This window comes from Pseudoalteromonas sp. bablab_jr011 (genome assembly GCF_016464045.1).
In the GTDB taxonomy this organism is placed as follows: domain Bacteria; phylum Pseudomonadota; class Gammaproteobacteria; order Enterobacterales; family Alteromonadaceae; genus Pseudoalteromonas; species Pseudoalteromonas lipolytica.
On sequence record NZ_JACDWU010000320.1, the window covers coordinates 19211 to 39644 of the forward strand.

Below are 20434 nucleotides of genomic sequence, written 5' to 3' on the forward strand. Positions count from 1 at the left end.
ATAAAATTTAGGAGATAAGCTTTCGGCTGGAAAGGAGTTTACAATGGGTTCTTATGATCTAAAGACTCTTCTATAATTTGGTACACTGGATGTTTTGCAATATCCACATCAAATTTAACACCATATATAGTAGCTTGGTCAATATAATATAAAAAGAGGTCTATTAAATGCTCTTTATATGTCTTTTGTTCTTTATGTTTTTCTATAAAATCTAGCAAATCTATAAAGTTTTTGATTGTAGGGAGCTTTTTTTCCTTAGTGAATGATGAGCTTTTACGATACTCTCCAATTACATGATCTTTATAAACTGGCTTTAAAATGTCCAATGCACTCATTTGTGAGCCACTTGCAATTATTCTGTTCATTTTTGAATAATTGCTTAAGCAATATCTGTGAGTTAGTGGAATTTGAAAACATAGTTGTTGGTAATTTCTCTCTCTCTTAGAAGCTCTGTCCTGAAGTAATTTTTCATGAAAATCCTTAGATATTTTATTGACTTCCCCAGAAGTGAGTTCATTCCAAGAGCGGATGAAGGCTCTATCTTTTATATCTTGGTCAACTTCTTCGTCTAATTTTCTGATGAATGATTCAAGCATTGCAGAATAAATCTTAATTTGTATATCTAATGATATAGCGCTATTAGTGGTTTCTAATTCTCTCTTACTGGTTTCCCAAGTTAGAAAAATAAGGATAGAGGTGATTGCTAACAATGGGGGAGTAAGCAAGGAATTAAAAAAGTTCGCAGTCTTTAACCAATTATCTATTGTTGCGTTAAAGTTGAAGTCAAATCTAATAAAGAAGATAATTAAGGCGACTATAAATATGCAAATTAGAGAAAATACATATAGCCTTATATGTTTTTTATTATGATTATTCATTACATTCCCTCGCTTAAAAATTCCTTTTTACACGAATCTCAATCACTTAACAACTAAGCAGCTCCGCGTATAGAGCGAATAATTGCACCATTACTTTGAATGTTCGCTACAACAACACCAACCACTTCACGCGCAATGTCTTGGCCAATAAGCTGAGCACTTTGTTCATTTGCTGAGCCTTGTACGTTAATTTGGTTTGTAATGCTTAACGTAATACCACGACTAACTGAATCATTAGCTGCAGCAGTTCCTGCGTTATAGCGGCGTGCCATTTGGCTAATTTCAGTGTTTTGTTTAGGGCTTAATACACGCTCACCGCGTTGTAATACATAGGTTGATTCATTTGGTACGTAATCTAAACCACCGTGTGCAATACCTGCTGGTTGTTGTGCTTTAATTTGTCTTACTTGCTGCATACCTTGCATAATTGCAGCAGCTGCGGCGATACCACCCAGTACAGGGCCAACAATAGGAATGGATGCAAGTGATGTAAATGCACCCGTGGCACTTTGATAGGTATTTATAACAGCTTGCGCAATAGCAAAGGCTTTGTAAGCTTTAAATGCCTTTTTGCTTTGGCCAGCCATGCTTTTGAAAGTAGCAGCGCCTAAGCCAACAATGGCCTGTGCTTTGTCTGCTTCGGTTTGTTTTTCAAAATTAGCAAAAGCAACAATGTTACTTTGTAAGGCACCGGCATAGCGGTTCTTAATCTGAAATAAACGCTCCTGGTGCGCAGCTTCATCGGCTTCACGTTGGCTGAAATAGCCGGCTGCTGCATTTAATTCAGTTTGACGTTCAAGATCACGAATTTGATTATCAGCGTTGTATTGCAGCTCGCCACTGTCATCGTTAGCAGCCAAACCTAGAGTAGCGCGGCGTTTTGCATCAACTCGTGCTTGTTGCCTTGCTTGCTCAACACGTAGCTCATTATTATAGGCCGCTAATTGCTCTCTATCTGCAAACCCTTTAATAATTGCTATACGATTATCTAGATCTCTGCGTAAGTCATTTTTTCGCTTTTCTTCCGCTTGGTTTTGAATACGAGTTTTTTCTGCTTCACGCTTTTCGACTAACGCTTGTACATCGTCAGAGTACTTTGTATCTAACTGTTTAAGAATGGCATCATATTTTGCTTTATTAGCAACATCGTTTTCACGGGCAGTGATCACCATTTGGCGCTGTTTGTCGTAACTGATCTTCAGCCTTGCTTCCTCACCCGCCAAGCGCTCTTGCAACCGCTTAATATTCTCTGGTAATTCTGTTGCTGATTCAGGTTGATCTGACTTAGGTGCGGTCCACTTAATCTCGCTTAAGTTCTTTTCAAAGTTTGCAATCTCTGTAGCCGTGTCCATTAACTTAGCGCGTAACTCGGTTTGCTTATCAATGTACGACTCTAAACTTCTAATTTGACGGCTATAGGCAGAGGCAGCACGCCCAGTTGGTGCTTGGTCTTGTTGCGCTTTTAAATCAGCTATTTTGCTATAGGCATCTTCAATATTTTTACTGTATTTACTGATTTCATTTTGATTGTTGCGTAGCTGTGTAGTGGCTTTTTTATTCGCAAGTGTGTCAAAAGCAGTAGATAGATCATAAAGGTTAGTTTCAAGCTTTTTTGCTGCTTTACTTGATGTGTCGCTTTGACTCGCAAAATAGGCGAGGGCAAGGCCAGCGGTCATGATCACACCAACAGGGCCACCTAAAAACCCCATGGCAACACTTAAACCACGTGATGCAACAGTTGCTCTAGTTGCAGCTACAGTATAAGAATTTGTCGCTGCAGCAAGGTTAGCTTCAGATGCAGCGGCTCTATTGTTCGTTGCTGCTAAGCGTGTAATGGCCGCTGCACGTGTCCCTGCAGTTGATGCAGAAACTAACTGACGTTTTGCCGCTGCATTTTCATACAAGGCACGTTCGCGCTCAGCAATCGCATTAATTTTGGCTTGCTTAGCTAGAGCAGCATCAGCAAGTATTGCCTGATTCTTTGCGGCTACATTTGCAATATATCCTTGCGCGCTAGTAGCTAGGCTTGACACTAAACGCCCAGCTAGAACCGTTGCTAATGCGCCTGTAGCAAATACTAAGTCGTCTACAACCTCTTCGTTCTCGCGTAAATACGCCATCGTGTCCGTTATACTGTCCACAACACTGGTAACAGCAAAGTTGACTGGCTCTTCATATTTACGAATTAAGCGCTGGTATTCATTACCCATTTCAGCAAAGCTTGCGTTTATCTTGCCTTCGGTCGCTTCAGCTGCACCCGCATAATCTTCAAGTGCTTTGATCAAATAGTTTTTAAACATCTGGCTAGTTACTTGGCCATCGTTCACCATTTGTCTAAAACCGCCAGCGGCTTTACCTGCTGCTTTATCGAGTTTTTGTAATAAGCCAGGCATAGGCTCAGTAACCTGGTTTAACTCTTCAGCGCGTAATACACCCGCTGTCATACCTTGCGTCATACCAAACAAGCTTTGCCCAAGCTGTACATTACTTGCGCCTGTTTTTGCAGCCGCATTGGCCATGCCTTCAAGTATCGCTATACCTTGCTCTTGGGTAACTACACCCGCATCTTGAAGCGTTAATATTTTACTGTATGAATCGGCTAGGGTGGTGTAACCGGTGTTTAATCTGTCAGCTGTTTCAAATAAATAGGCTTGCACCTTTTCATATTCACGCACTGAGCTCGTTAACCCCTTTAGGCGGGTATCGAGAAGTTGTGCAGCACCGGTATCACGTACAAACATCGTCGCGGTACCAATACTCACAAGGGTAGTGAGCGTTGCACCTAATTGGCCGTAAGCCGTATTCATTAAACCGAGCTGGCGTGTCATTGCGCCTTGTTGACGCATCACAGCCGCTTGGCTTACACCTAATTGTTGGTTGGCTGCACTTTGGCGTTGTACAGCCTGGTTAATTCGGTTTAGTTCATTTACGTTCTGGCGAGCACCTGCAGTAACAGCTTTGCCGTCATAACTTAAGCGTAACGCCAAATTCAAGTTGTTGCTCATCAGGTCGCCTTATCAATCCAATTATGGTGCGCTCAAGGGTTTGTACTTTGTCAAAGTCGGGTGGGGTAAGTGTTATGTTTGCATAGCGCCATGCAATATCAGCCCTGGCATAATCAAGGGCAAACTCAATCCCATTATTATCTAACTGCCATTGACTCGATGCGGTGGTTATAGCGATTACTGCAACGTGGTTAGCCGGCAATACAAATAATGTGTCGTCTTTGTCGTTTTTAGGCGCAGCTTTAACAGGTGCACCAAAATGGGCTTCGTCGTCATCTAATGTTTGGCTTTGTGCTGCTAGGTCGCCCACAAACCACCTAGCAACATCGTTTAGTTTTTTTCCTGTACACGGTATTGCGCGTTAATGCACTCAACACTTAACCGTGCAGTTATGCCTGGATACGCAAGCATTTCTTCAAGTGTGTCAGTTGCAAAGGGTACTTGCTTACCTTCATCAACAAACTCATCCCAGCCAATAAGTAAGTCACGAACAATTTCCTTATCATTCGCGCCTTGTTTGCTAGTAAGTTCTTCAAGCGTTTGTTCATCAACAATTTTAATTTTCGCTGTGAATTTGAACTGCACCCCCGCAAAGGTAAAATTTAAAGGCGCTTCAGCTGATGTGTTTTTCAATTCATCTAAAAGTTTTAATTTCATTTTTAAGTTCACTTATATGCATTAGTCAGTCGTTTAGCCTCATCCTTTGCGGCTTTATGACTACTAAATTCAAGAATGCCACTGCTATCTTTGCAGTAACTTGGCGCTTTTCCCTTTGGCTTTGCAATGACCGTGTAAAATTCAACATTCCCTGTGTCGATATTTGTGACGTTGACGGCTTGAAAACGCATGGTATTACTCAAATACGATGTTTAATTCATCGTAACCCGCACCACTGGGTACTAGCTTTCCATCAAACTCATAGCCGGTTAATTCAGAGTCAAGGCTTGTGTATTTAGGTGGTGGCATTTGATAACGGCCAATAATGGTGACTTTTTTACCTGCAGCTGTACCGTGTGTAAATTCAAACATCTGTACTTTGCCAACATCATCGAAGGGGTTGAAGCTGGCCAGTTCTTCAGCTGTAAGCGTAAAGTTGGCACTGCTTTCATGACCGGTGATCATAATTTCTTCGTGGTTAATGGCACGGTCAAATACCACGTTATTACCCAAATCAACGGTCAGCTTGTGTAGGGTTCGCTTCACATCATTTAACTTAAAATCAGAGCTATTACTTACACCAAGTACTTCAGGGCGAACCCATCTCGCCCAATCCACTACAGGCGCAGCTGCACTTGCAATAGGCGCACTAAATAAGCCTTTAAACTGCCAATTCAGCATTGGCTTACCTTTTTCAAGTTGTAAGCTCACATTACCTTTCATTTCGCTTATTTCATGCGTGTTCTTACCAAAGCGAACCAGGCATTTAACTGCAACAGCGGCACCTTTGGTAAACGTCACACTTGTAGCATCAGCTACTTGCACCATGCCACAGGCAAGTAATAGGGGCGCAAAGGCAGGCTCATTACCTGCAACGCCACTCATGGCTAAGGGGGTTTTAAAGTTAAGGCTTATGTGCTCACCGTAAAACGTTTCTAGGCTTGCACCGCTGTAGCTTGTTTCAAGCTCGTCTTTTTCGCTTTCGTTCTCGATGGCAAGTTCAACTTCACTTGCATAAATTGCATGCATGCCTGTGAGTGTGGTGCCTAGGGCATCTGCTAAAATTAGTTTATCTTTAAAGCGCCAGCTCATGATTTAACCTCCACTTTAATTAACTCGCCATCTTTCAAGTTAAACGCACCAGCCAGTTCGGTTCGAGCGGCCTTATTACTTGAAAGTACCTTGTTTACATTGTTCGCAATGGCCATAGCACGAGACACTTTAGGCTGTGTAATAACAACGCCTTTTTCTGGTGCTGGTTTTGTCGATTGCGATTCGGTTTGTTTGCTCATGGCATCACCTTCACAGTTACGGTATGAATACCAGTTACACTGAACTGGCACTGATAAATTAAGTTGTTTGTTTCTTTGTTAAGCTCAACAGTGCGGCCTTTATCTAGCTTAATCGGGTCCCATCCTTGAAACTGGCAACCGGCTATGGCTTCTTTCACTTGGCCTCTTAACTCTTTAATTTCGGCATTACTGGTTGCGTTGCCTGTAAGGCAAGGAATAACAATCATCACTGCAAATGTTTCATGCACCTGGTATTCATCAAGCCCTGGTACTTGGTTTGTGTTCTGGTTATCTTCAGCAAGGGGCAAAACAAATAGTTGCGAACTATGCACCGCACGTTTTCTTACTTCGTTAAAGTCACTCGAAAAGCCAAGCGTTGCTCTAATTGCAGATTGTTTAAGGACGGTTTCGACCTTGTTTAAATCAAAGTTAAATGACATTTAAACCCTCTTTAAACTCACTTTAAATTAACCAGTCTTCAACGATGTCGTTAATTTCTGTTTCTTGTATTGCTGCTATGCCAAGTATTGGCCGAGCAGGCAGCTTCACGTTTTTATTGCGTCCTGTTTCACCACCAAAGTGGTGTATGGCGGCATACTTTTCACCCAGGCCATGTACTAACGTGTTGTAGCTTACGTTGTGTGTAACAGAGCCAGCTAAGCTGCGCGTATCGGTTAGTGTTAAACCGCCACGGTCTTTTGCAGCCTGTGACTGTTCCCACTTACGCCCTTCAGGTGTCATTTCACGTAAAAAGCGGGTGGTGACGTCCATGTCTAAAAATGCGCCGATATCGTCCAATACATCGGTAGCTCTTTCACTGGTTGTTGCAATTTTCATCAAGCGAGGCAGTGCATTACCCGATATATCGATAAATACCCCAGCCATCGTTAGTACCTGTCCCAGTCAAATTGAGAGCCTGCAGATTTTGTTCGCATCCCAGTTCTTGAGCCTGCAGGCGCATCTTCCTTAATTTGGATCACACCTTTACTAACCTTATCTAATAGGGCCATGGCCTTTTTATTCAGTTCTTTAAGGTGTTCGTCGGCGATATTGGTTGCCAATTCGCAGTGCATTAAGTCAATCGCAATGCCTGGCAAAACCGACGTGTTAATATCGTCTTGTGTTAACTTAAAACGCGCTACAAAGCCCGTAATAGTGGCGTTAACGTCTTTTTGTACTTCGCTGTACCAAGCAGCAATCTGCTGTTGCAACTCTGTTTCAGGCTCACCCAGTAACGCCGTTTCTACATCGTCACGGGTAGGGTATGCACCTGGCTCTGCAAATTTTGCAGATACAAATTGCAACAGCACATTAATGCCAATTTTGTCGATAACTGTTTGAGTTGTCGTAAACATGTATGCCTCAGTTAGTAAAAAAAGCCCCCGAGCTAGTCGGAACTGGGGGCTTTATCAGGGAACAACGCGTTAAAGTTAACCTGCAGGTTTTAGTACATTGGTTAGCAAGATGCCGCAGTCTTTTGCAATCACGACTTCTTTAACTGCTTCACCTACCATGACTTCTACACCACCATTTAAGCCTGCAGCCACATCACGGTTAGAAGAAACACGCGAGCCATAACGTGCAGTCAAAGCAAATGTCATTCGTTGATTTTGGAACGACGCAAGCGGGTCGTGATAGGTAAACGATAAGTTGTCAGCAAAGGCACGTTTTAAGTTAACGTCTTTACCTTTTTTAGCTGTGTTTAAACGAGCTTGACCAACATTAATATGCTCTAGTTCAAGCTGCTCTAAAATCCAGCTCCAAGGCACTAAACCTTTATCACCACTTGAACCGTTGAATGATTTAACGATATTTGGATGTGTCCGAATTTTAGTAGCAACAGCTTGCGACATATTCATTGCATTAGGTCGCATCAATGGCTCATCAAGCATTTCAAGGAAGAACGGCAAGATATCCAGTGCTGGATCATCTAAGAATTTAAAGCCTTGAGCCGATAAACTTTCAGACTTACCAAAGTTCGATGCGGTGTTAAACAGCTCTGCAACACGAACCTCACGGCCAAGTAGCACTAAATCGGTGATGCTTTCAGCCGCATGTGTACGCGGGTTATAGTTAGCAGGAGCGTTATCCACATCATCATTTGGGATAACGTCTGATAAGCCGTGGTCTACAACTGAGCTTTCTTTTTCGGTAACTGAGAACTCAACTTGATTTGGGCTCGATTTACGGCCAATTTTAGTATCTGGCAACGTAAACTTGTCGCCTTTATTGTACTCAGTCCATTTAAATGCACGTTTACCAACAGGCGAATAGGGGGCTAATTGGTCAGCAATTAGCTTTTTGTTTTTATAAGCAATGGCAATGGCCGTTTGCTCTGTATCGGGTGTAAATGGCATACCATTACTCATGGCAATTCCTCACTTTATGAAATTAAGTTAACCCAAGCGCCTTACGCGCTTGGAATTGTCGCAATGAGTTGCGGCGCTAAAAAGATGTCACCAATGGTGCCAGCATCGCCGGTTTCCATTGCCCAGCCAGCAACATGAATTTGGGTTTCACCTACATAGTCGGCCAAATCCAATGCAATGGCTTTACCTTCAGCATCAGCAACAATTAAGTCACCAGCTGCAATATCACCACCAAATTCAACTGGGGCACTTTGTGTCATCACTACATCAACACGAAGGTGGTTATCAGTGCCTTGCTCTGTTACGCCAGCAAATACCGCGCTTGCATCTGTTGCAGCAACAACATGAAAATCTTCCAGTGCTGATACAACTACAAGGCGATTCGCTGCAATTGCTGAAACAGCCGAAAAGTTTCTAATAAATCCTGGTTGCGCCATGGTTTTATACCTTCTTAATGTGGTCTAACGCAGACGAGATACTAATCGTAATGCCTTTGTCAGATTGTGATTGCTGATACTCAAGCGCTTTAGCAGCAAGCGTTTCAGCTGTGTCGTTGCCGTTTTCGTCGCTTGTATCATCTTTATTAAACTCGCTGGTTAAGCCAGTTTGCTCTGGTAAGCCTTTTAGAAAGCCCTTAAACCATTCTGCTGGTTTAAGTGTTTGGCTCTCGCCATCCGCTGCAGCGAACTCAAACGTTGTGTCGCCATCGCCAAGGCTTGCCATAAACTCAGCAACGCCATCTGTGTTAGTTAAGCGCGGTGCATCGCCACTGTTAACTTCGTCACTGATAAACGTTTTAGCGGCTGTTACACGCTGGTTGTATTCAAGTTGCTTGTTCTTGGCATTGGCTGCATCAAGCTGGTCTTGAAGTGCTTTCTTTTCTTCTTCATCCATCGCATTGTCCTCATTGGTCGGGGGCGTGGCGTCATCATCGCCACCTTTACTAAATTCGGCGTTACCTTTGGCTCGCTCATGTTCAGCAATAATGGTTTCTTCTTTTAACCACTCTGATTCATACTCGGGCACAACTTTATCTGCCGCTTCACTACCAAAACGGTCAGTAATAAAGTTGCGCAAATTGCCCATAAGGCGTGTGAGGGTGTTTGATGTGCGTAGCGATATACTGTCCATATCACCGGCAGCAAATTCAAAGGTAAGGGTGTCGGCATTTTCATCCTGGTTAAATTGCCAGGCTAAACCGTCAACAGCAGGGGGCTTGCCACCTAAGTAACCAATGTGGGCAAGTTTGTAGCCGTTTTCGACTTTTTCTAATTTAACTGAGCGGTTAGGGTAGCGCTTATCTTCAACAGCTTGAGCAAACTCACTGCTTACTTCATCTGCTTTAGCGTAAAGTACGCCGTCTTCGGCTTTTAGTTCACTGGCCCAACCCCATGCTGGTGAATTCATTTTAGGGTGGCCGATTACAAGCGGTGCGGTTTTAGGTGCGAAGTTAGTAACAACGCTATTTAAATCAGCGTTACTAAAAGTTTGGGTATTGCCTTTGCTGTCTGTTTGGGTGCCAGCTTTAAAAACTTCAAACCAATCGAACTGAGTATTTGTGCTTGCTTTCTTTGCCATGATGTAAGTGCCAAAAATGAATTAACTGGCACCTAGTTTATGAATCAAAGAAAGGGGAGACTGCTGGAAAAGACTTTACAGCTAAGGGTATGGGGTAACTAATATAGGCTAAGCGGGTATCAAAAAAGTCGCAAGGAATTTTTATGGCCCACTGTTCAAGTTATCAAACAGCTCTTACTAATAAAGAGCAATCATGTCTAGATGATCATTGCTCTGACTGTGAGTATGACAGCCATGCTCAAGCATATTTGTTATGTACGTTTTGTAATTCACCACTCTATACACCCATTAAGTTAAATGGCTATTTTTACTGTTCAAATAAATGCGCTCACAAAAAAGAGCCAAGGCGAGGACGAAAGGGTTAAATCTTGTAAAATTGGTATACCAACTTAAATACACCTTTAAATATTCATTAAACCAAGTTTAAACCGTGTTTAAATTTAACTGAGAGCGTTTAAACGATTTAAACACGAGCCATTACAGCCAATCACAAAAACACACACCTTAAAATCGCTTACAGGCGTTTTACCTTTTTTTTAAAACTGTGCTAAAAAATAAGCCCCCTTAGTCAAAAAACTAAGAGGGCTTAACCCAACATAAAAAGGTAAATTATGGATAATAAATTATTAGAGCAGCTTTATGTTGCTCAAGTTTTAACATTGGCAAGTACTTTAGAAATCAAAGATAAAGTACATGGCAAAAAAATAGTTACAAACTATGAACGTGAGGCTATTAACTTAATTGATCGTAGTTCTTCGCAAATTCTCGAGAAGCTAAATCAATCTCGTCAAACGAACTAGCATTAACCCCAGCCAAACAGGTCAGCCAAAAGCTGGCCTTTTCTAATACTTCTCGGGCATCAAGCGTACTCAACTCTTCAAACAATGCGCGGTTGTTTTTAATTAATTTAAGAGCTACCAAATTTTGTTCTCTGTTATCCAAACCTGGGCTTGTATAACCAAACTCAAAGGGCTTTGTTTTTTTAGCTGTTACTACAGTTTCTTCTGGTAAATCAATTGGCCCAGCAAATTCAAAGTCATCGCTAAGTTCTGAAACAGGATGAGTATCAGGGTCTGTAATAAATAGCTCATCGTCCAAAATTACAACTTGCCTAACATGAGGTTCTTGTACGCTAAATGCAGTATCAAGCATTCTAAACCAGTAGTGCCCTGGTAGTGTTGGCTTAGCTTTTGTCCAGGTTAAGTTAGTCATCATCTTTCTCCGCTCAATTAATAGGGTTTAAAACAAATAGAGTTATTGAGCGTCTAAGATATCGATAGGTGGTAACACCTGCTGCGGGAAAAACCTTTACATACACAAACTAAAATCTATTAGGGTTAACATAGCTCTTTGCTTGCCTAACTTGCTGTTTGACTACTTCGCTTTGCGCAAGCGAATCTAAATCAGCCACAAAGCGCTTACCGTTAACGGTAACTTTAATTTCATCTGTACACGCTTGGTATGTAAAAAGCCTTTTAAGTAAGTTGATCATTTTTTTACTCTGATTTTTCTTGTTACAAAAACACCGTTCACTTTTTCTTTATAAGTATAAATAACACCAAATAGCTTACACAGGGCTAGATATACAACCGTCTTACTCAGCCAATAACAAAATGGCATTAGTGCAACAATCAGCAATATTGAAACTATTTTTTCAGTCATAGGGTTTCTCTAAGTTAAATTTATAGCCATTCACCATAACTCAGCATGGTAAAAACCCATTATTGAAAAACCTTTACATATAAAAATGCTGTCGATAATGTAACCAATAGGATTAAAAACAAAAAAGGAAACATATGAAAAAGCTACTTTTAACCCTCTCAGTTGTGGCAGTTCTTGGTGGTTGTAAAAGCACAAGTGGTCCAGCCATCCAATATGAAGATGTATCTATACCAACTCTTAGCAAAGAATCTACCGCCTATTTAGGTGAAAAAATGCTTATGCAAGCAAGAGGATATTATGCAAATTGTGTAACTGTTGGGGGGGCAAGCGGATATCAATCAACGATAAAAGCAGGTAAGTTTTGTCAACGCGATACAAGGCGTAACTATTTTTATAGTGAAGATCAACAAGCCGTGGCTGCTAAAGGCGGTTTTGGCGAGATCGTAAGTTATACAAACTATGTTCAGTATGATACAGCGTCAAACGAAGTATGTGCAAGCCCATTGAGCTGCTATAACAGCACTGAAATGTCAATCTCATATACAGAAAATGAATTTGTCATTCAAACAAACTACTTACAGCAGATTATAGAATACAATGGGCGTTCAGGTTCAGTGCTCAACTTTACGTATCGTGAATTCTCAGGTGGCCTTGCTAGAGATGCGTTCACAACGGACTTTAAAATGGATTTAAACGAAGGAAACGAAATAGGCTATAAAGGATCAAGAATGACCATTCATGAGGCAACAAATAATAAAATCACATACACAGTGACTAAAAACTTCAACTAACAACAAGCCCCTAACTAGGGGCTTAACCAATCAGCCAATTTATATTGTACCAATTCCCAACTTAATACTTCACGGTGATTAAACTTTACCAGTGGTACACCTTCCTTCTTGCATAGTCGTACTTTTTTAGCATCTCGTTTTTTCACTGCATCCAACGCATCAGCGCCACCAAAAAAGTTAATAGCTTTGTAATGCTGCTTACCTTGGTATTCAATAGCTAATGGGAGTGAAGGAATATAAATATCTAGTTCCAAACCACTCAAAAAAGACGGGCAAGTTCTACTTAAAATCTCATAGTCTGCGAACAAAGCTTTTACCATCATAAGCAGTATTTTTTCATTAAATGATTCAGCCTTGCTGGTGCCAATACCTAATTTACCTCTAATTTCATTTTGTATGAGTTTTTTAATAACTGCACGATCACCAGTTTCTAAACTAAAACGTTTCTTACCAGTAGCTGGTAGCTCAACAACCATTGGCGTTAACAACGTCGTCAACTCTGTTCTTAACGCTTGTGCATAGACTTCAATGCCACATTCAACTAATTGAATACCTTCGCTTAGCTCAGCACACTTTGTAAACCAGCCATAATGTTGCTCAAGCAAGGTGCCATACATAGGGTGGCAATATAGCCGATAGGGCACTGTTACATTACACAAATGGCAAATATCAGCTTTAAAGTTTACCTTTTCAAGCGCCCATAATACGCTGTGATACCTTAAATTATGTTTTGTTATAGCAGCGTTTAACTGTCCTAAGCTTAATTCCGCTGGCAGCTCACAATCATTTTCATAGTAATTAAAGCGCAAATAAACTCTAACGGCTTTTTCTTGGCAAGCGCACAGATACTGCTCACCGTAAGGGCTAGCGCTATACGTTATAAATATCTCATATAGCGTAGGGTAATGAACGTAGGGTAAAGGCAAATGAGGCTCATAACAGGTTTCGAAATTACCGATTTTTTTGTAGTTTATTGGCTTTGTGCTCATGTAACCATCCTTGGTTATTTTTGCTTATATCAATCCACTTTACGTGCGCGTTGCAGCACACGTTCTACGCGACCAAGTACACTAAAGCGCCCGGCGCTAATATCATCTGCATCAACAAAAAAGCCTGAGTAGGCGCTGTTGTCGCTGGTGACTTTGTAGCCTTTACTTTTAAAATCGTACTGAATACGTTTTACAAAAATTTCATCGTCAAAACGCAGTACGCATACCCCCTCACGGGCGTCAGTGGGGTCTTCAACCAGTGATACCAGCGTTAAATCACCGTCATACAGGGTGTGTTCCATGCTGTCACCACGTACAGGCACAACGGTCAGTTTTTTATTATGTAAGTTATTTTGTTGTAACCAGCGGCTAGACAGTTCAAATCGGGCTATAGGGTGCTCAGCAACAACCAATGCACCGCCACCCGCACTGGCCGCCAAATCATATTGCGGCACGACCGTTAAATCTGTATGGCTGGGTTGGAGTGCTTTGTTTTCACTTGGTATAAGTGATAAAGAATTACTGCTATTCCCTGTAATTATGTAGTTAACATCAAATCCCAGCTCAGTTAATAAGGATAACTTATCGGCTGGTATTGCAATCTGGCTTTCCCATCTACTAACTTGTTTTGACGACATCCCTAAAAAATCAGCAATTTTTTTTTGGCTTAAATTCAGTCTGTTACGTTCTTCTTTAAATAATTCGCAGACATTTATGTCTTGCAAGGGTTGATATGTAGACATATATGTCCTATCCTCACCACACATTAACAAAAACATTCCCTTTTCATCTCGCCAAAGAACATAAAAGGGAATGTAAACCAAAAGGTACTTTACAATGAAACCAGACGAAATTAAACAAGCCCTTGACGAAAAAGGGTATTCACTGTCGATCCTTGCTGCTGCACTGGGGTTAAACCTGTCTCATGTCAGCAGTGTGCTTTACCAACACACCACCTCTTACAAAGTAGCGTCTGCTATCGCCAAAATTATTGAGCTACCCGTTGAGCAAGTATTCCCGGGGGTGCCTGCTTACACCAAAAACAAAGACACCCGCAGTAAAAAAATACAAGCGCTACGCGAACTGTTAGCCAGTGAATAGCATCGGCAATAACGCAGCGTAAATCAAAGTAATTTTGTAAGAGATTTTTACCATGACGAATTTAAGCCAAGCCCAACAAAATCAGTTGACTAAAAGCATACTCGAGGCCGATGTAGCGCCCGATTGCGATATCTACAACTTGTTTATTCACAGCGTGTGTTCAGCCATGAAACGCTCAGGCTTTAGCCGCCCAGTTATTGCCGACCGTATGAATGATGCACTACGTGCCCAAGAGTGCGATGTTGACCAAGCAAAACTAAACAAGTGGTTAGCCCCAAGCCAGCCGCACTTTATGCCCATGCATTACTTACCAGCGCTGTGCTATGCGGTGCGCTCAACCGAGCCTGCTAACGTGTTACTTAAACCCATTTTGTATAAAGCCGTGGATCAACGCGCCCAACTCCTGCAACAACATGCCGAGCTGCAAATGGAAATTGAAGAACGTGCCGCCATGCAGCGCTACATTTCAGAGTCGTTACTGAGTAACACCACCGACGAATGACAGCACCATTACACCACCCGATATAAAACCCAATTAAGGCTTAAAACAATGACACTCAAAGACCAAGAACCGTCTAAAAAACAGATAAAAATCAGTGTTGAGGCTGATGTTATGGTGTTAACGAACAATAAAAAACAGGTTGTTAGGCCAGTTTTAAATGCATTAACCCACCTTAAAACGGGCAAAGTTACGTACTTGGCACCTACGCTAGGAGCACGTTATGAACACTGATCTAGCAGAGCAAATTTTTAGTCCAGAAGAACAACAGCAACTTACTGCAAAGATCGAGAAAATAGCAGGGCACATTCAATTGGTAATGCCTGATTCCGTTGATGAAGCATGGCAACTGGTTGTTCGTATGGAAGAACAAGCGCTAATTGATACTGCTAAACGCGGCCTACTTTATTTATCGATAAAAATGCACCTCGGTCACGGTGAGTTTGAACATAAATTAAAAGGTTACGGTATAGCAATTAGAAATACACAAAATTGTATAGCTGTAGCCAAAATGTTTTTAGCGCTGCCTGATTCAAAAACGCAGACGTCTGCGCTTTTGAACATGAACAAAAGCAAGCTGATTGAAATGGCACGCTTACCTGTTGAAACCGTTGAAGCGCTAGACGAAGACGACCTAGAAACGCTTAACGAGTTATCTGTACGTGAGTTTAGAAAAGAGATTAAAAAACTCAAAGAAAAGCAAACAGACATTGAAGAACAAAATGCCACGCTGATAAACGCGCTTGAAAATGAACGCTTACATAAAGCGCCAAAGCAAATGTATGGCATACCCACCTTGTGCGCCCAAGTACGCAAAGAAGCTTTTGCCCACTCAAGCATTGTGAATGAATCGCTAGAGCAAAACATAAGCGAAATTGAAGCGCTAATTCAACAGCGCGACCTTGACCTTGATGCCCGTATCGGAGCTGCACAAACTGTTTACCACTTATGGCTAGGTGTAAACCATCGCATTACCAAGGTGCTTAAGAGTGTGGTGGCAGAATTTGGCGACGAACATTTTGCAGGCCCTGAAACATTGCCTGCCTTTAGCGAAGACGAATGGCAAGACGCCCAAGCCAATCGTGAATTCATGATGGCGCAATACAGCGACCGTTACAGCACCCGCAAAGGAGACAAATAATGCACCCAGCCGTGATCAAATTTAAAAACTTACCCGTGCAACAGGTCGAATCACCGTGGAACAGTGCGAGTAATAAAGCCCGTAATACCGCGCAAACGCGTGCTGCTATTGTGGTGTATTTATTAAAACAACAGCACAGTGGCTTGTCAGGTGCGTTTAATACGCTAACCGAGCAAGTACGCCAAGGCATTGCCCCTACATTAGTACAAAACGCCGTGCAAGCACTTGGCAAGTTACCAGCGCGCGCGACTGTGTATAACTGGTTTAATGCATATAAAGAGCAAGGTTTACCTGGGCTATTACCTAACCACAAAGGCAAAGCCCAAACACAATACAGCTGGCTTGCACGTTGTTTAGAGCTTTACCACAGCCCTAATAGCCCAAGCTTTGCGCAAGTAGCTGATCAACTAAATAAAGAGGGCTACAAAGCAGAGCACCATCAAGTACGCCGTTTTATTAATGGCTTACCGCACGAACTGGGCCCACAAAGCCCGTACCGTATGGGTGCTAAGTTGTACCGTGAAAAGCATAAAGATCATTTATTGCGCTCAACAGAAAACATTAAGCCTGGTGTTTTATATAACGGCGATGGCCATACGCTTGATGTTTACTTAGCACACCCTAAAACAGGTAAACCTTTCCGCGCAGAACTTACAGCGTTTCAAGATGTGGGTAGCCGCTGCATCGTTGGCTGGGAACTGGGCTTTGCTGAGAACGCAGTAGATACATTAACAGCAATTAGCCGTTCTATGCGTGACTTAAACCACGTACCCGCCATGTTTTATTTAGATAACGGCTCTGGTTATAAAAACAAATTAATGAACGATGAAACAACTGGCTTTTATGCACAGTTCGAAATCGACGTAATTTTTGCAATACCAGGCAATGCACGAGCTAAGTGGATAGAACGCTTTTTCTTACACATGGAAGACCGCGTTGGTAAACGTTTTAGTACTTACTGTGGCCGCCATCACGATGATCGCCATAAACGATTAATGCTTAAAGAAGCACAGCAAGGTAAGCGTGAACTACCCACTGTAGACGAGTGGATGGCCGAGTTTAAAGCATTTTTAAATGACTACCACAATAGCGAACACCCAGAAATAAAGGGTAAAACACGCCAGCAAGTGTGGGATGAAGGTTTAGAACGTGTACCACCACTCGAATCTGATTTTGTAGTACTACCACGTGAATTAGTAAATATTCGTCGCGGTCGCTTCCGCTTACATAAGCGCGATTATTCAGGTGACTTCCTACATCAGTTTAATGGCCAACAGCTTATAGCTGCATACGACATGCAAGACGACACCTACACCAAGCTTTATAAGTTAAACGGTGAGTTCTTAATGGTTGCCAACCTTAAAACCAAGTCGCATGCGATACCAACATCACGCGCTGAAGAAGCGGTTGCTAAACGTTTAGCAGGCCGTGAAAACCGATTACAAAAGAAAATTCAAGAAGTCCGTGCCCAAGAAGCAACTGGTCGAATTATTGATGTTGAGGCAGTTGAGCAATATGCAGAGCCAATTAAATCAATAGAAGAAAAACACGTTCCAGTGAACATTTTTGACTATACCGCTGCACCAATCAAGCAAGAGCAACCGATTAGTTTAGAAGAGCTTTTGAGCCCAGTTACAAGTGATGAAAAGGAATAAACCAATGACATATAAAACACCATTTACCTATTCAGACGAGCAAACACTTCGTGTTGAGCTGATCAACCAAGAAATGTCGACGTTAGGTTTAACACCTGAAAAATTAACCTGTGGTTATGCACTGCAGTCAATTAAAGAAACTCTGGCATTTACATGCACCATCAACCCGCAAAAGATTATTGATGCACTGTGGCAAGAGCTTTTTAACGATGCCAGCATCAATGAAATTCAGAAACGTAATGGCTTTAACAAGTCGTACTCAAAGGCTGACCGTGATTTATGCACACGCATTTGTTTACGCCTGCAATCGCCTGAAATCCGCGACCAAAACATTACCAGTGCGAGTATTGCAGCCAGCATGGGTAAAAGTGCTGCAACTATTAGCCAACTGATTAACGGCAAATATAACGCAAACCCAAGCAAACATTTGCACAACATTTGGGGCATTTTACAACCTGCTGAACTTGAACAACCAAAGCAATCAGCTGATAAACAACTAGTAGAACCTGAAGAACGTAAGCAGGTCAGTATTGTTTACGGTAAGGTACCGTTTATTCCTACTAGCACTTCTAAGCTTATTGCGATGGCTTGCGACCAAGCAAGACAGCGCCGCCGCTTTAGTGTGTTTGCAGGCCAAGCGGGTTTAGGTAAAACAAAAGGGATTAGCGAGTATTGCCGCAATAACAAAGAAGCCATTTTAATTGCCGGCAGTGAACAAACCAGCAGTACACAAGTACTCGATCAATTAATCCTGGCATTAGGCTTGTCACGTTGCCCAAGCGCCTACAAAAACATGCAAAAGATTATCATGGCGCTGCGTGATACAGACCGCCTGATCATCTTAGACGAAGCCGATAAGTGCAAACCTAATGCGCTTGACCCGTTACGAACTATCAGTGACCAAGCCATTGTGGGTGTAACGCTCGTAGGCAATATTCAATTAGTCGACAAACTTCAAACACAAGAACGCTACGAACTAATCGCCAGCCGTGTGTGCTTTTGGCCTAAACCAATCGGGCAAGTAACGGTTGAAGATATTCAAACCTTATTCATAGAGCTAACTGAAGGAACAATAAAGCTTGCAAGTGACGATGCAGCTTGGTGGCAATGGCTTCACAAGCGTGTTGAAGGTAATGCCCGGGAGTTAGTAGAAAACCTATTACCGCATGTTTTAAACCATGCCGCCAAAAAACCAGATGTTGCGATCGATAAGTTACTTATCAATGGCATTTTCAGTTCAGTACTAAACAAACCAGCAGTTTAAACGTTAGTTAAACACCATTTAAAGAAGGATTAAATCATGGCATTTTCAATCAAATTAAACACACCGCGTTATTCAGCTGAGCTTGCGTTTAGCTCTTTAGTGACTAATGCAGTAATGCTTGCTCTTTTAGCTAAGAAAGACCCACAAGGTGAGCTAATCGACAAATGCAACGGCAATATTAAAGCAGCGTTTGCCACGCTTGCAGCAGATAAGCTTTTTAGCATTCACCATGTTCATGAGGTGAATGGCCCAGCGCATACCGCGCGCCGCTTTAACACAATTTGCCGCGAGTTCCCGCTTATCTTTACTGAAGGAATGAAAGACTGGGGAATTAAGATTATCTCGTTAGAGGCATCGCCTCACTTTGAAATTCAAATGTTGGAGGAAAGCGCGTGAGTAATTTGATCCAACAAATCAAAATTGCGCAAAAGGCGGCGGGTATCGATCAAGATACCCACCAACTTAATGTTGCGTATATTTCTAACCAACGCACTAACACGTGTACTGGTTTAACAAAGCTCGAACAACAACAGCTGCTTGCTCGTTACCGTGCAATGAACCCGAACGCAGGGAAAAAGCAATTACCACCACAGCTTAAAATGATTTATAGCCTGTGGGGGCAATTACACAGAGCCGGTGCAGTTAACGTTGACTCTAAAAGCGCTTGTGAATCGTTTTGTGAAAACCACTTACAAGGTAAAAAGCTAAGCCAAAGCGCCCAGCAATGGCCGCACATCATTGAAGTACTTAAACAATGGTTAGCGCGCCACAAAGCAAAGCAGGGGGCTTAAATGGCTAATTACCAAGACTATCAGAACTTCACTATCAACCCGCGTAAACAGCCTTATAGCGAGATGGAAAGTAAGCGCCCAGTTAAAGCTGAAGACAAACGTAAGTGCCGTATTCGCCGTGATGTTGAAGCGTACCATCAACAGCGCGCAATCGATCGAGAATATGGCCTTGACTACTTATGGGATGAACAGTCATGAACAAACCTGAGTTAGATTTACGCGCATTGCCTTATGGCTTGCGCAAGCTTGTTGAAATTCTAGGTGTCGATAAAACAATCGCGCTACTTACTGAACACCAGGGCCAAATGTTTTATATACCGCGTAAGCCAACAGCTAACCATGAGGCCGTTAAGATTTTTGGTATTGAGTTAGTACAAGCCCTGGTTGATGAATACGAAAACAAGCATTACCAAATGCCAATGCTGCACAAAGTACTGCAGCAAATACGCAACCAAGAGATTTGCTACGCGCTTGATAATAAAACCTGCAGCATTCAGCAGCTGGTAAAGCGTTTTAAGATCACGCGCCAGCAAGTAAGCAGTATTTACAGCACGTATCAACAAGAACGTGTAGGCGAAACACAGTTAAATTTAAGCTTATAGGGGATCATCATGGAATCTATTTCTGATTTGAAAAATTAAGCTGAGCAGTATTTTAGCGAGGCATCGGCTCGTGGTACCCCTGTTATTACTTTTAAATGCCCGTGCTGCAGTAAGGAGCTTAGAACCTTACAACCACCAAAAGGTGTTATATGGGACACAT

The 20434-nt window shown here is 42.1% G+C and carries 28 protein-coding genes; 11 read left to right on the forward strand and 17 right to left on the reverse strand.

Going from position 1 to position 20434, the window contains the following annotated elements:
* Nucleotides 1-38 precede the first annotated feature (38 nt).
* The 15 genes from JIG41_RS20830 to JIG41_RS20900 form a co-directional block, all read right to left on the reverse strand.
* Nucleotides 39-878, reverse strand: coding sequence for a hypothetical protein (locus tag JIG41_RS20830; RefSeq protein ID WP_199525378.1), 840 nt, complete (start codon nt 876-878; stop codon nt 39-41).
* 53 nt (nt 879-931) lie between these two features.
* Complete coding sequence (locus JIG41_RS20835; RefSeq protein ID WP_199525379.1) at nt 932-3883, reverse strand: tape measure protein; 2952 nt, start codon at nt 3881-3883, stop codon at nt 932-934.
* Nucleotides 3843-4193 (reverse strand): hypothetical protein, encoded by a 351-nt coding sequence (locus JIG41_RS20840; protein WP_199525380.1) that lies wholly within the window; start codon nt 4191-4193, stop codon nt 3843-3845. The genes JIG41_RS20835 and JIG41_RS20840 overlap by 41 nt, the downstream gene beginning before the upstream one ends.
* Before the next feature lie 20 nt (nt 4194-4213).
* Nucleotides 4214-4540, reverse strand: coding sequence for a hypothetical protein (locus JIG41_RS20845; protein WP_199525381.1), 327 nt, complete (start codon nt 4538-4540; stop codon nt 4214-4216).
* An 8-nt stretch (nt 4541-4548) separates the two neighbouring features.
* Nucleotides 4549-4731: a hypothetical protein gene (locus JIG41_RS20850; protein WP_199525382.1), complete on the reverse strand. Its 183-nt coding sequence runs from the start codon at nt 4729-4731 to the stop codon at nt 4549-4551.
* Between the two features lie 4 nt (nt 4732-4735).
* Nucleotides 4736-5632, reverse strand: a complete 897-nt coding sequence (locus tag JIG41_RS20855; protein ID WP_206770834.1) for a hypothetical protein — start codon at nt 5630-5632, stop codon at nt 4736-4738.
* Complete coding sequence (locus JIG41_RS20860; RefSeq protein WP_199525383.1) at nt 5629-5832, reverse strand: hypothetical protein; 204 nt, start codon at nt 5830-5832, stop codon at nt 5629-5631. Before JIG41_RS20860 ends, JIG41_RS20855 begins: the two co-directional genes overlap by 4 nt.
* A complete protein-coding gene (locus JIG41_RS20865; protein WP_199525384.1) occupies nt 5829-6272 on the reverse strand; it encodes a hypothetical protein in 444 nt (147 codons plus the stop codon). The genes JIG41_RS20860 and JIG41_RS20865 overlap by 4 nt, the downstream gene beginning before the upstream one ends.
* A gap of 22 nt (nt 6273-6294) precedes the next feature.
* Nucleotides 6295-6717 carry a phage virion morphogenesis protein gene (locus JIG41_RS20870; RefSeq protein ID WP_199525385.1) on the reverse strand — a complete coding sequence of 141 codons (423 nt, stop codon included), beginning with the start codon at nt 6715-6717 and terminating at the stop codon, nt 6295-6297.
* A gap of 2 nt (nt 6718-6719) precedes the next feature.
* On the reverse strand, nt 6720-7187 hold the full coding sequence (locus tag JIG41_RS20875) for a phage protein Gp36 family protein (RefSeq protein WP_199525386.1): 468 nt from the start codon (nt 7185-7187) through the stop codon (nt 6720-6722).
* Between the two features lie 75 nt (nt 7188-7262).
* On the reverse strand, nt 7263-8201 hold the full coding sequence (locus JIG41_RS20880) for a capsid protein (RefSeq protein ID WP_199525387.1): 939 nt from the start codon (nt 8199-8201) through the stop codon (nt 7263-7265).
* A 41-nt stretch (nt 8202-8242) separates the two neighbouring features.
* Nucleotides 8243-8638 carry a DUF2190 family protein gene (locus JIG41_RS20885; RefSeq protein ID WP_182396351.1) on the reverse strand — a complete coding sequence of 132 codons (396 nt, stop codon included), beginning with the start codon at nt 8636-8638 and terminating at the stop codon, nt 8243-8245.
* A gap of 4 nt (nt 8639-8642) precedes the next feature.
* Complete coding sequence (locus tag JIG41_RS20890) at nt 8643-9779, reverse strand: hypothetical protein (RefSeq protein ID WP_199525388.1); 1137 nt, start codon at nt 9777-9779, stop codon at nt 8643-8645.
* Between the two features lie 732 nt (nt 9780-10511).
* Nucleotides 10512-10994, reverse strand: coding sequence for a hypothetical protein (locus tag JIG41_RS20895; RefSeq protein ID WP_199525389.1), 483 nt, complete (start codon nt 10992-10994; stop codon nt 10512-10514).
* Nucleotides 10995-11100: 106 nt separating this feature from the next.
* Nucleotides 11101-11271, reverse strand: a complete 171-nt coding sequence (locus tag JIG41_RS20900; protein ID WP_199525390.1) for a hypothetical protein — start codon at nt 11269-11271, stop codon at nt 11101-11103.
* 304 nt (nt 11272-11575) lie between these two features.
* Here JIG41_RS20900 and JIG41_RS20905 point away from each other — a divergent pair, with 304 nt between their 5' ends.
* Nucleotides 11576-12232 (forward strand): hypothetical protein, encoded by a 657-nt coding sequence (locus JIG41_RS20905; protein WP_199525391.1) that lies wholly within the window; start codon nt 11576-11578, stop codon nt 12230-12232.
* 14 nt (nt 12233-12246) lie between these two features.
* Here the strand turns inward: JIG41_RS20905 and JIG41_RS20910 are convergent, their stop codons facing one another.
* Nucleotides 12247-13221 carry a hypothetical protein gene (locus JIG41_RS20910; protein ID WP_199525392.1) on the reverse strand — a complete coding sequence of 325 codons (975 nt, stop codon included), beginning with the start codon at nt 13219-13221 and terminating at the stop codon, nt 12247-12249.
* Nucleotides 13222-13250: 29 nt separating this feature from the next.
* Nucleotides 13251-13964, reverse strand: coding sequence for a LexA family transcriptional regulator (locus JIG41_RS20915; RefSeq protein ID WP_199525393.1), 714 nt, complete (start codon nt 13962-13964; stop codon nt 13251-13253).
* Nucleotides 13965-14058: 94 nt separating this feature from the next.
* Here JIG41_RS20915 and JIG41_RS20920 point away from each other — a divergent pair, with 94 nt between their 5' ends.
* From JIG41_RS20920 to JIG41_RS20965, 10 genes are read left to right on the forward strand one after another with little or no spacing between them, the layout of a single operon-like run.
* Nucleotides 14059-14322: a helix-turn-helix domain-containing protein gene (locus JIG41_RS20920; RefSeq protein WP_199525394.1), complete on the forward strand. Its 264-nt coding sequence runs from the start codon at nt 14059-14061 to the stop codon at nt 14320-14322.
* A 52-nt stretch (nt 14323-14374) separates the two neighbouring features.
* On the forward strand, nt 14375-14824 hold the full coding sequence (locus JIG41_RS20925; RefSeq protein ID WP_199525395.1) for a hypothetical protein: 450 nt from the start codon (nt 14375-14377) through the stop codon (nt 14822-14824).
* Nucleotides 14825-14872: 48 nt separating this feature from the next.
* Nucleotides 14873-15055, forward strand: coding sequence for a hypothetical protein (locus tag JIG41_RS20930; protein WP_199525396.1), 183 nt, complete (start codon nt 14873-14875; stop codon nt 15053-15055).
* Nucleotides 15045-15962 carry a hypothetical protein gene (locus tag JIG41_RS20935; protein ID WP_199525397.1) on the forward strand — a complete coding sequence of 306 codons (918 nt, stop codon included), beginning with the start codon at nt 15045-15047 and terminating at the stop codon, nt 15960-15962. The genes JIG41_RS20930 and JIG41_RS20935 overlap by 11 nt, the downstream gene beginning before the upstream one ends.
* On the forward strand, nt 15962-17617 hold the full coding sequence (locus JIG41_RS20940; RefSeq protein WP_199525398.1) for a Mu transposase C-terminal domain-containing protein: 1656 nt from the start codon (nt 15962-15964) through the stop codon (nt 17615-17617). The genes JIG41_RS20935 and JIG41_RS20940 overlap by 1 nt, the downstream gene beginning before the upstream one ends.
* A gap of 4 nt (nt 17618-17621) precedes the next feature.
* Nucleotides 17622-18881: an AAA family ATPase gene (locus JIG41_RS20945; protein WP_199525399.1), complete on the forward strand. Its 1260-nt coding sequence runs from the start codon at nt 17622-17624 to the stop codon at nt 18879-18881.
* A 36-nt stretch (nt 18882-18917) separates the two neighbouring features.
* Nucleotides 18918-19277 (forward strand): hypothetical protein, encoded by a 360-nt coding sequence (locus JIG41_RS20950; RefSeq protein WP_063705220.1) that lies wholly within the window; start codon nt 18918-18920, stop codon nt 19275-19277.
* Nucleotides 19274-19672 (forward strand): phage protein GemA/Gp16 family protein, encoded by a 399-nt coding sequence (locus JIG41_RS20955; protein ID WP_199525400.1) that lies wholly within the window; start codon nt 19274-19276, stop codon nt 19670-19672. The genes JIG41_RS20950 and JIG41_RS20955 overlap by 4 nt, the downstream gene beginning before the upstream one ends.
* Nucleotides 19673-19870 (forward strand): hypothetical protein, encoded by a 198-nt coding sequence (locus JIG41_RS20960; RefSeq protein ID WP_199525401.1) that lies wholly within the window; start codon nt 19673-19675, stop codon nt 19868-19870.
* Nucleotides 19867-20274: a Mor transcription activator family protein gene (locus JIG41_RS20965; RefSeq protein WP_063705226.1), complete on the forward strand. Its 408-nt coding sequence runs from the start codon at nt 19867-19869 to the stop codon at nt 20272-20274. Before JIG41_RS20960 ends, JIG41_RS20965 begins: the two co-directional genes overlap by 4 nt.
* The last annotated feature ends 160 nt before the right edge of the window (nt 20275-20434 follow it).

Bases quoted from the DNA above. Each gene is read 5' to 3' on its own strand.
- JIG41_RS20880 (WP_199525387.1), bottom strand. From the start codon at position 8,201: ATGAGTAATGGTATGCCATTTACACCCGATACAGAGCAAACGGCCATT.
- JIG41_RS20870 (WP_199525385.1), bottom strand. From the start codon at position 6,717: ATGGCTGGGGTATTTATCGATATATCGGGTAATGCACTGCCTCGCTTG.
- JIG41_RS20925 (WP_199525395.1), top strand. From the start codon at position 14,375: ATGACGAATTTAAGCCAAGCCCAACAAAATCAGTTGACTAAAAGCATA.
- JIG41_RS20910 (WP_199525392.1), bottom strand. From the start codon at position 13,221: ATGAGCACAAAGCCAATAAACTACAAAAAAATCGGTAATTTCGAAACC.
- JIG41_RS20905 (WP_199525391.1), top strand. From the start codon at position 11,576: ATGAAAAAGCTACTTTTAACCCTCTCAGTTGTGGCAGTTCTTGGTGGT.
- JIG41_RS20860 (WP_199525383.1), bottom strand. From the start codon at position 5,832: ATGAGCAAACAAACCGAATCGCAATCGACAAAACCAGCACCAGAAAAA.
- JIG41_RS20920 (WP_199525394.1), top strand. From the start codon at position 14,059: ATGAAACCAGACGAAATTAAACAAGCCCTTGACGAAAAAGGGTATTCA.
- JIG41_RS20930 (WP_199525396.1), top strand. From the start codon at position 14,873: ATGACACTCAAAGACCAAGAACCGTCTAAAAAACAGATAAAAATCAGT.
- JIG41_RS20855 (WP_206770834.1), bottom strand. From the start codon at position 5,632: ATGAGCTGGCGCTTTAAAGATAAACTAATTTTAGCAGATGCCCTAGGC.
- JIG41_RS20940 (WP_199525398.1), top strand. From the start codon at position 15,962: ATGCACCCAGCCGTGATCAAATTTAAAAACTTACCCGTGCAACAGGTC.
- JIG41_RS20890 (WP_199525388.1), bottom strand. From the start codon at position 9,779: ATGGCAAAGAAAGCAAGCACAAATACTCAGTTCGATTGGTTTGAAGTT.
- JIG41_RS20845 (WP_199525381.1), bottom strand. From the start codon at position 4,540: ATGAAATTAAAACTTTTAGATGAATTGAAAAACACATCAGCTGAAGCG.
- JIG41_RS20865 (WP_199525384.1), bottom strand. From the start codon at position 6,272: ATGTCATTTAACTTTGATTTAAACAAGGTCGAAACCGTCCTTAAACAA.
- JIG41_RS20945 (WP_199525399.1), top strand. From the start codon at position 17,622: ATGACATATAAAACACCATTTACCTATTCAGACGAGCAAACACTTCGT.
- JIG41_RS20830 (WP_199525378.1), bottom strand. From the start codon at position 878: ATGAATAATCATAATAAAAAACATATAAGGCTATATGTATTTTCTCTA.
- JIG41_RS20885 (WP_182396351.1), bottom strand. From the start codon at position 8,638: ATGGCGCAACCAGGATTTATTAGAAACTTTTCGGCTGTTTCAGCAATT.
- JIG41_RS20895 (WP_199525389.1), bottom strand. From the start codon at position 10,994: ATGATGACTAACTTAACCTGGACAAAAGCTAAGCCAACACTACCAGGG.
- JIG41_RS20835 (WP_199525379.1), bottom strand. From the start codon at position 3,883: ATGAGCAACAACTTGAATTTGGCGTTACGCTTAAGTTATGACGGCAAA.
- JIG41_RS20875 (WP_199525386.1), bottom strand. From the start codon at position 7,187: ATGTTTACGACAACTCAAACAGTTATCGACAAAATTGGCATTAATGTG.
- JIG41_RS20900 (WP_199525390.1), bottom strand. From the start codon at position 11,271: ATGATCAACTTACTTAAAAGGCTTTTTACATACCAAGCGTGTACAGAT.
- JIG41_RS20915 (WP_199525393.1), bottom strand. From the start codon at position 13,964: ATGTCTACATATCAACCCTTGCAAGACATAAATGTCTGCGAATTATTT.
- JIG41_RS20965 (WP_063705226.1), top strand. From the start codon at position 19,867: ATGAACAAACCTGAGTTAGATTTACGCGCATTGCCTTATGGCTTGCGC.
- JIG41_RS20850 (WP_199525382.1), bottom strand. From the start codon at position 4,731: ATGCGTTTTCAAGCCGTCAACGTCACAAATATCGACACAGGGAATGTT.
- JIG41_RS20935 (WP_199525397.1), top strand. From the start codon at position 15,045: ATGAACACTGATCTAGCAGAGCAAATTTTTAGTCCAGAAGAACAACAG.
- JIG41_RS20960 (WP_199525401.1), top strand. From the start codon at position 19,673: ATGGCTAATTACCAAGACTATCAGAACTTCACTATCAACCCGCGTAAA.
- JIG41_RS20950 (WP_063705220.1), top strand. From the start codon at position 18,918: ATGGCATTTTCAATCAAATTAAACACACCGCGTTATTCAGCTGAGCTT.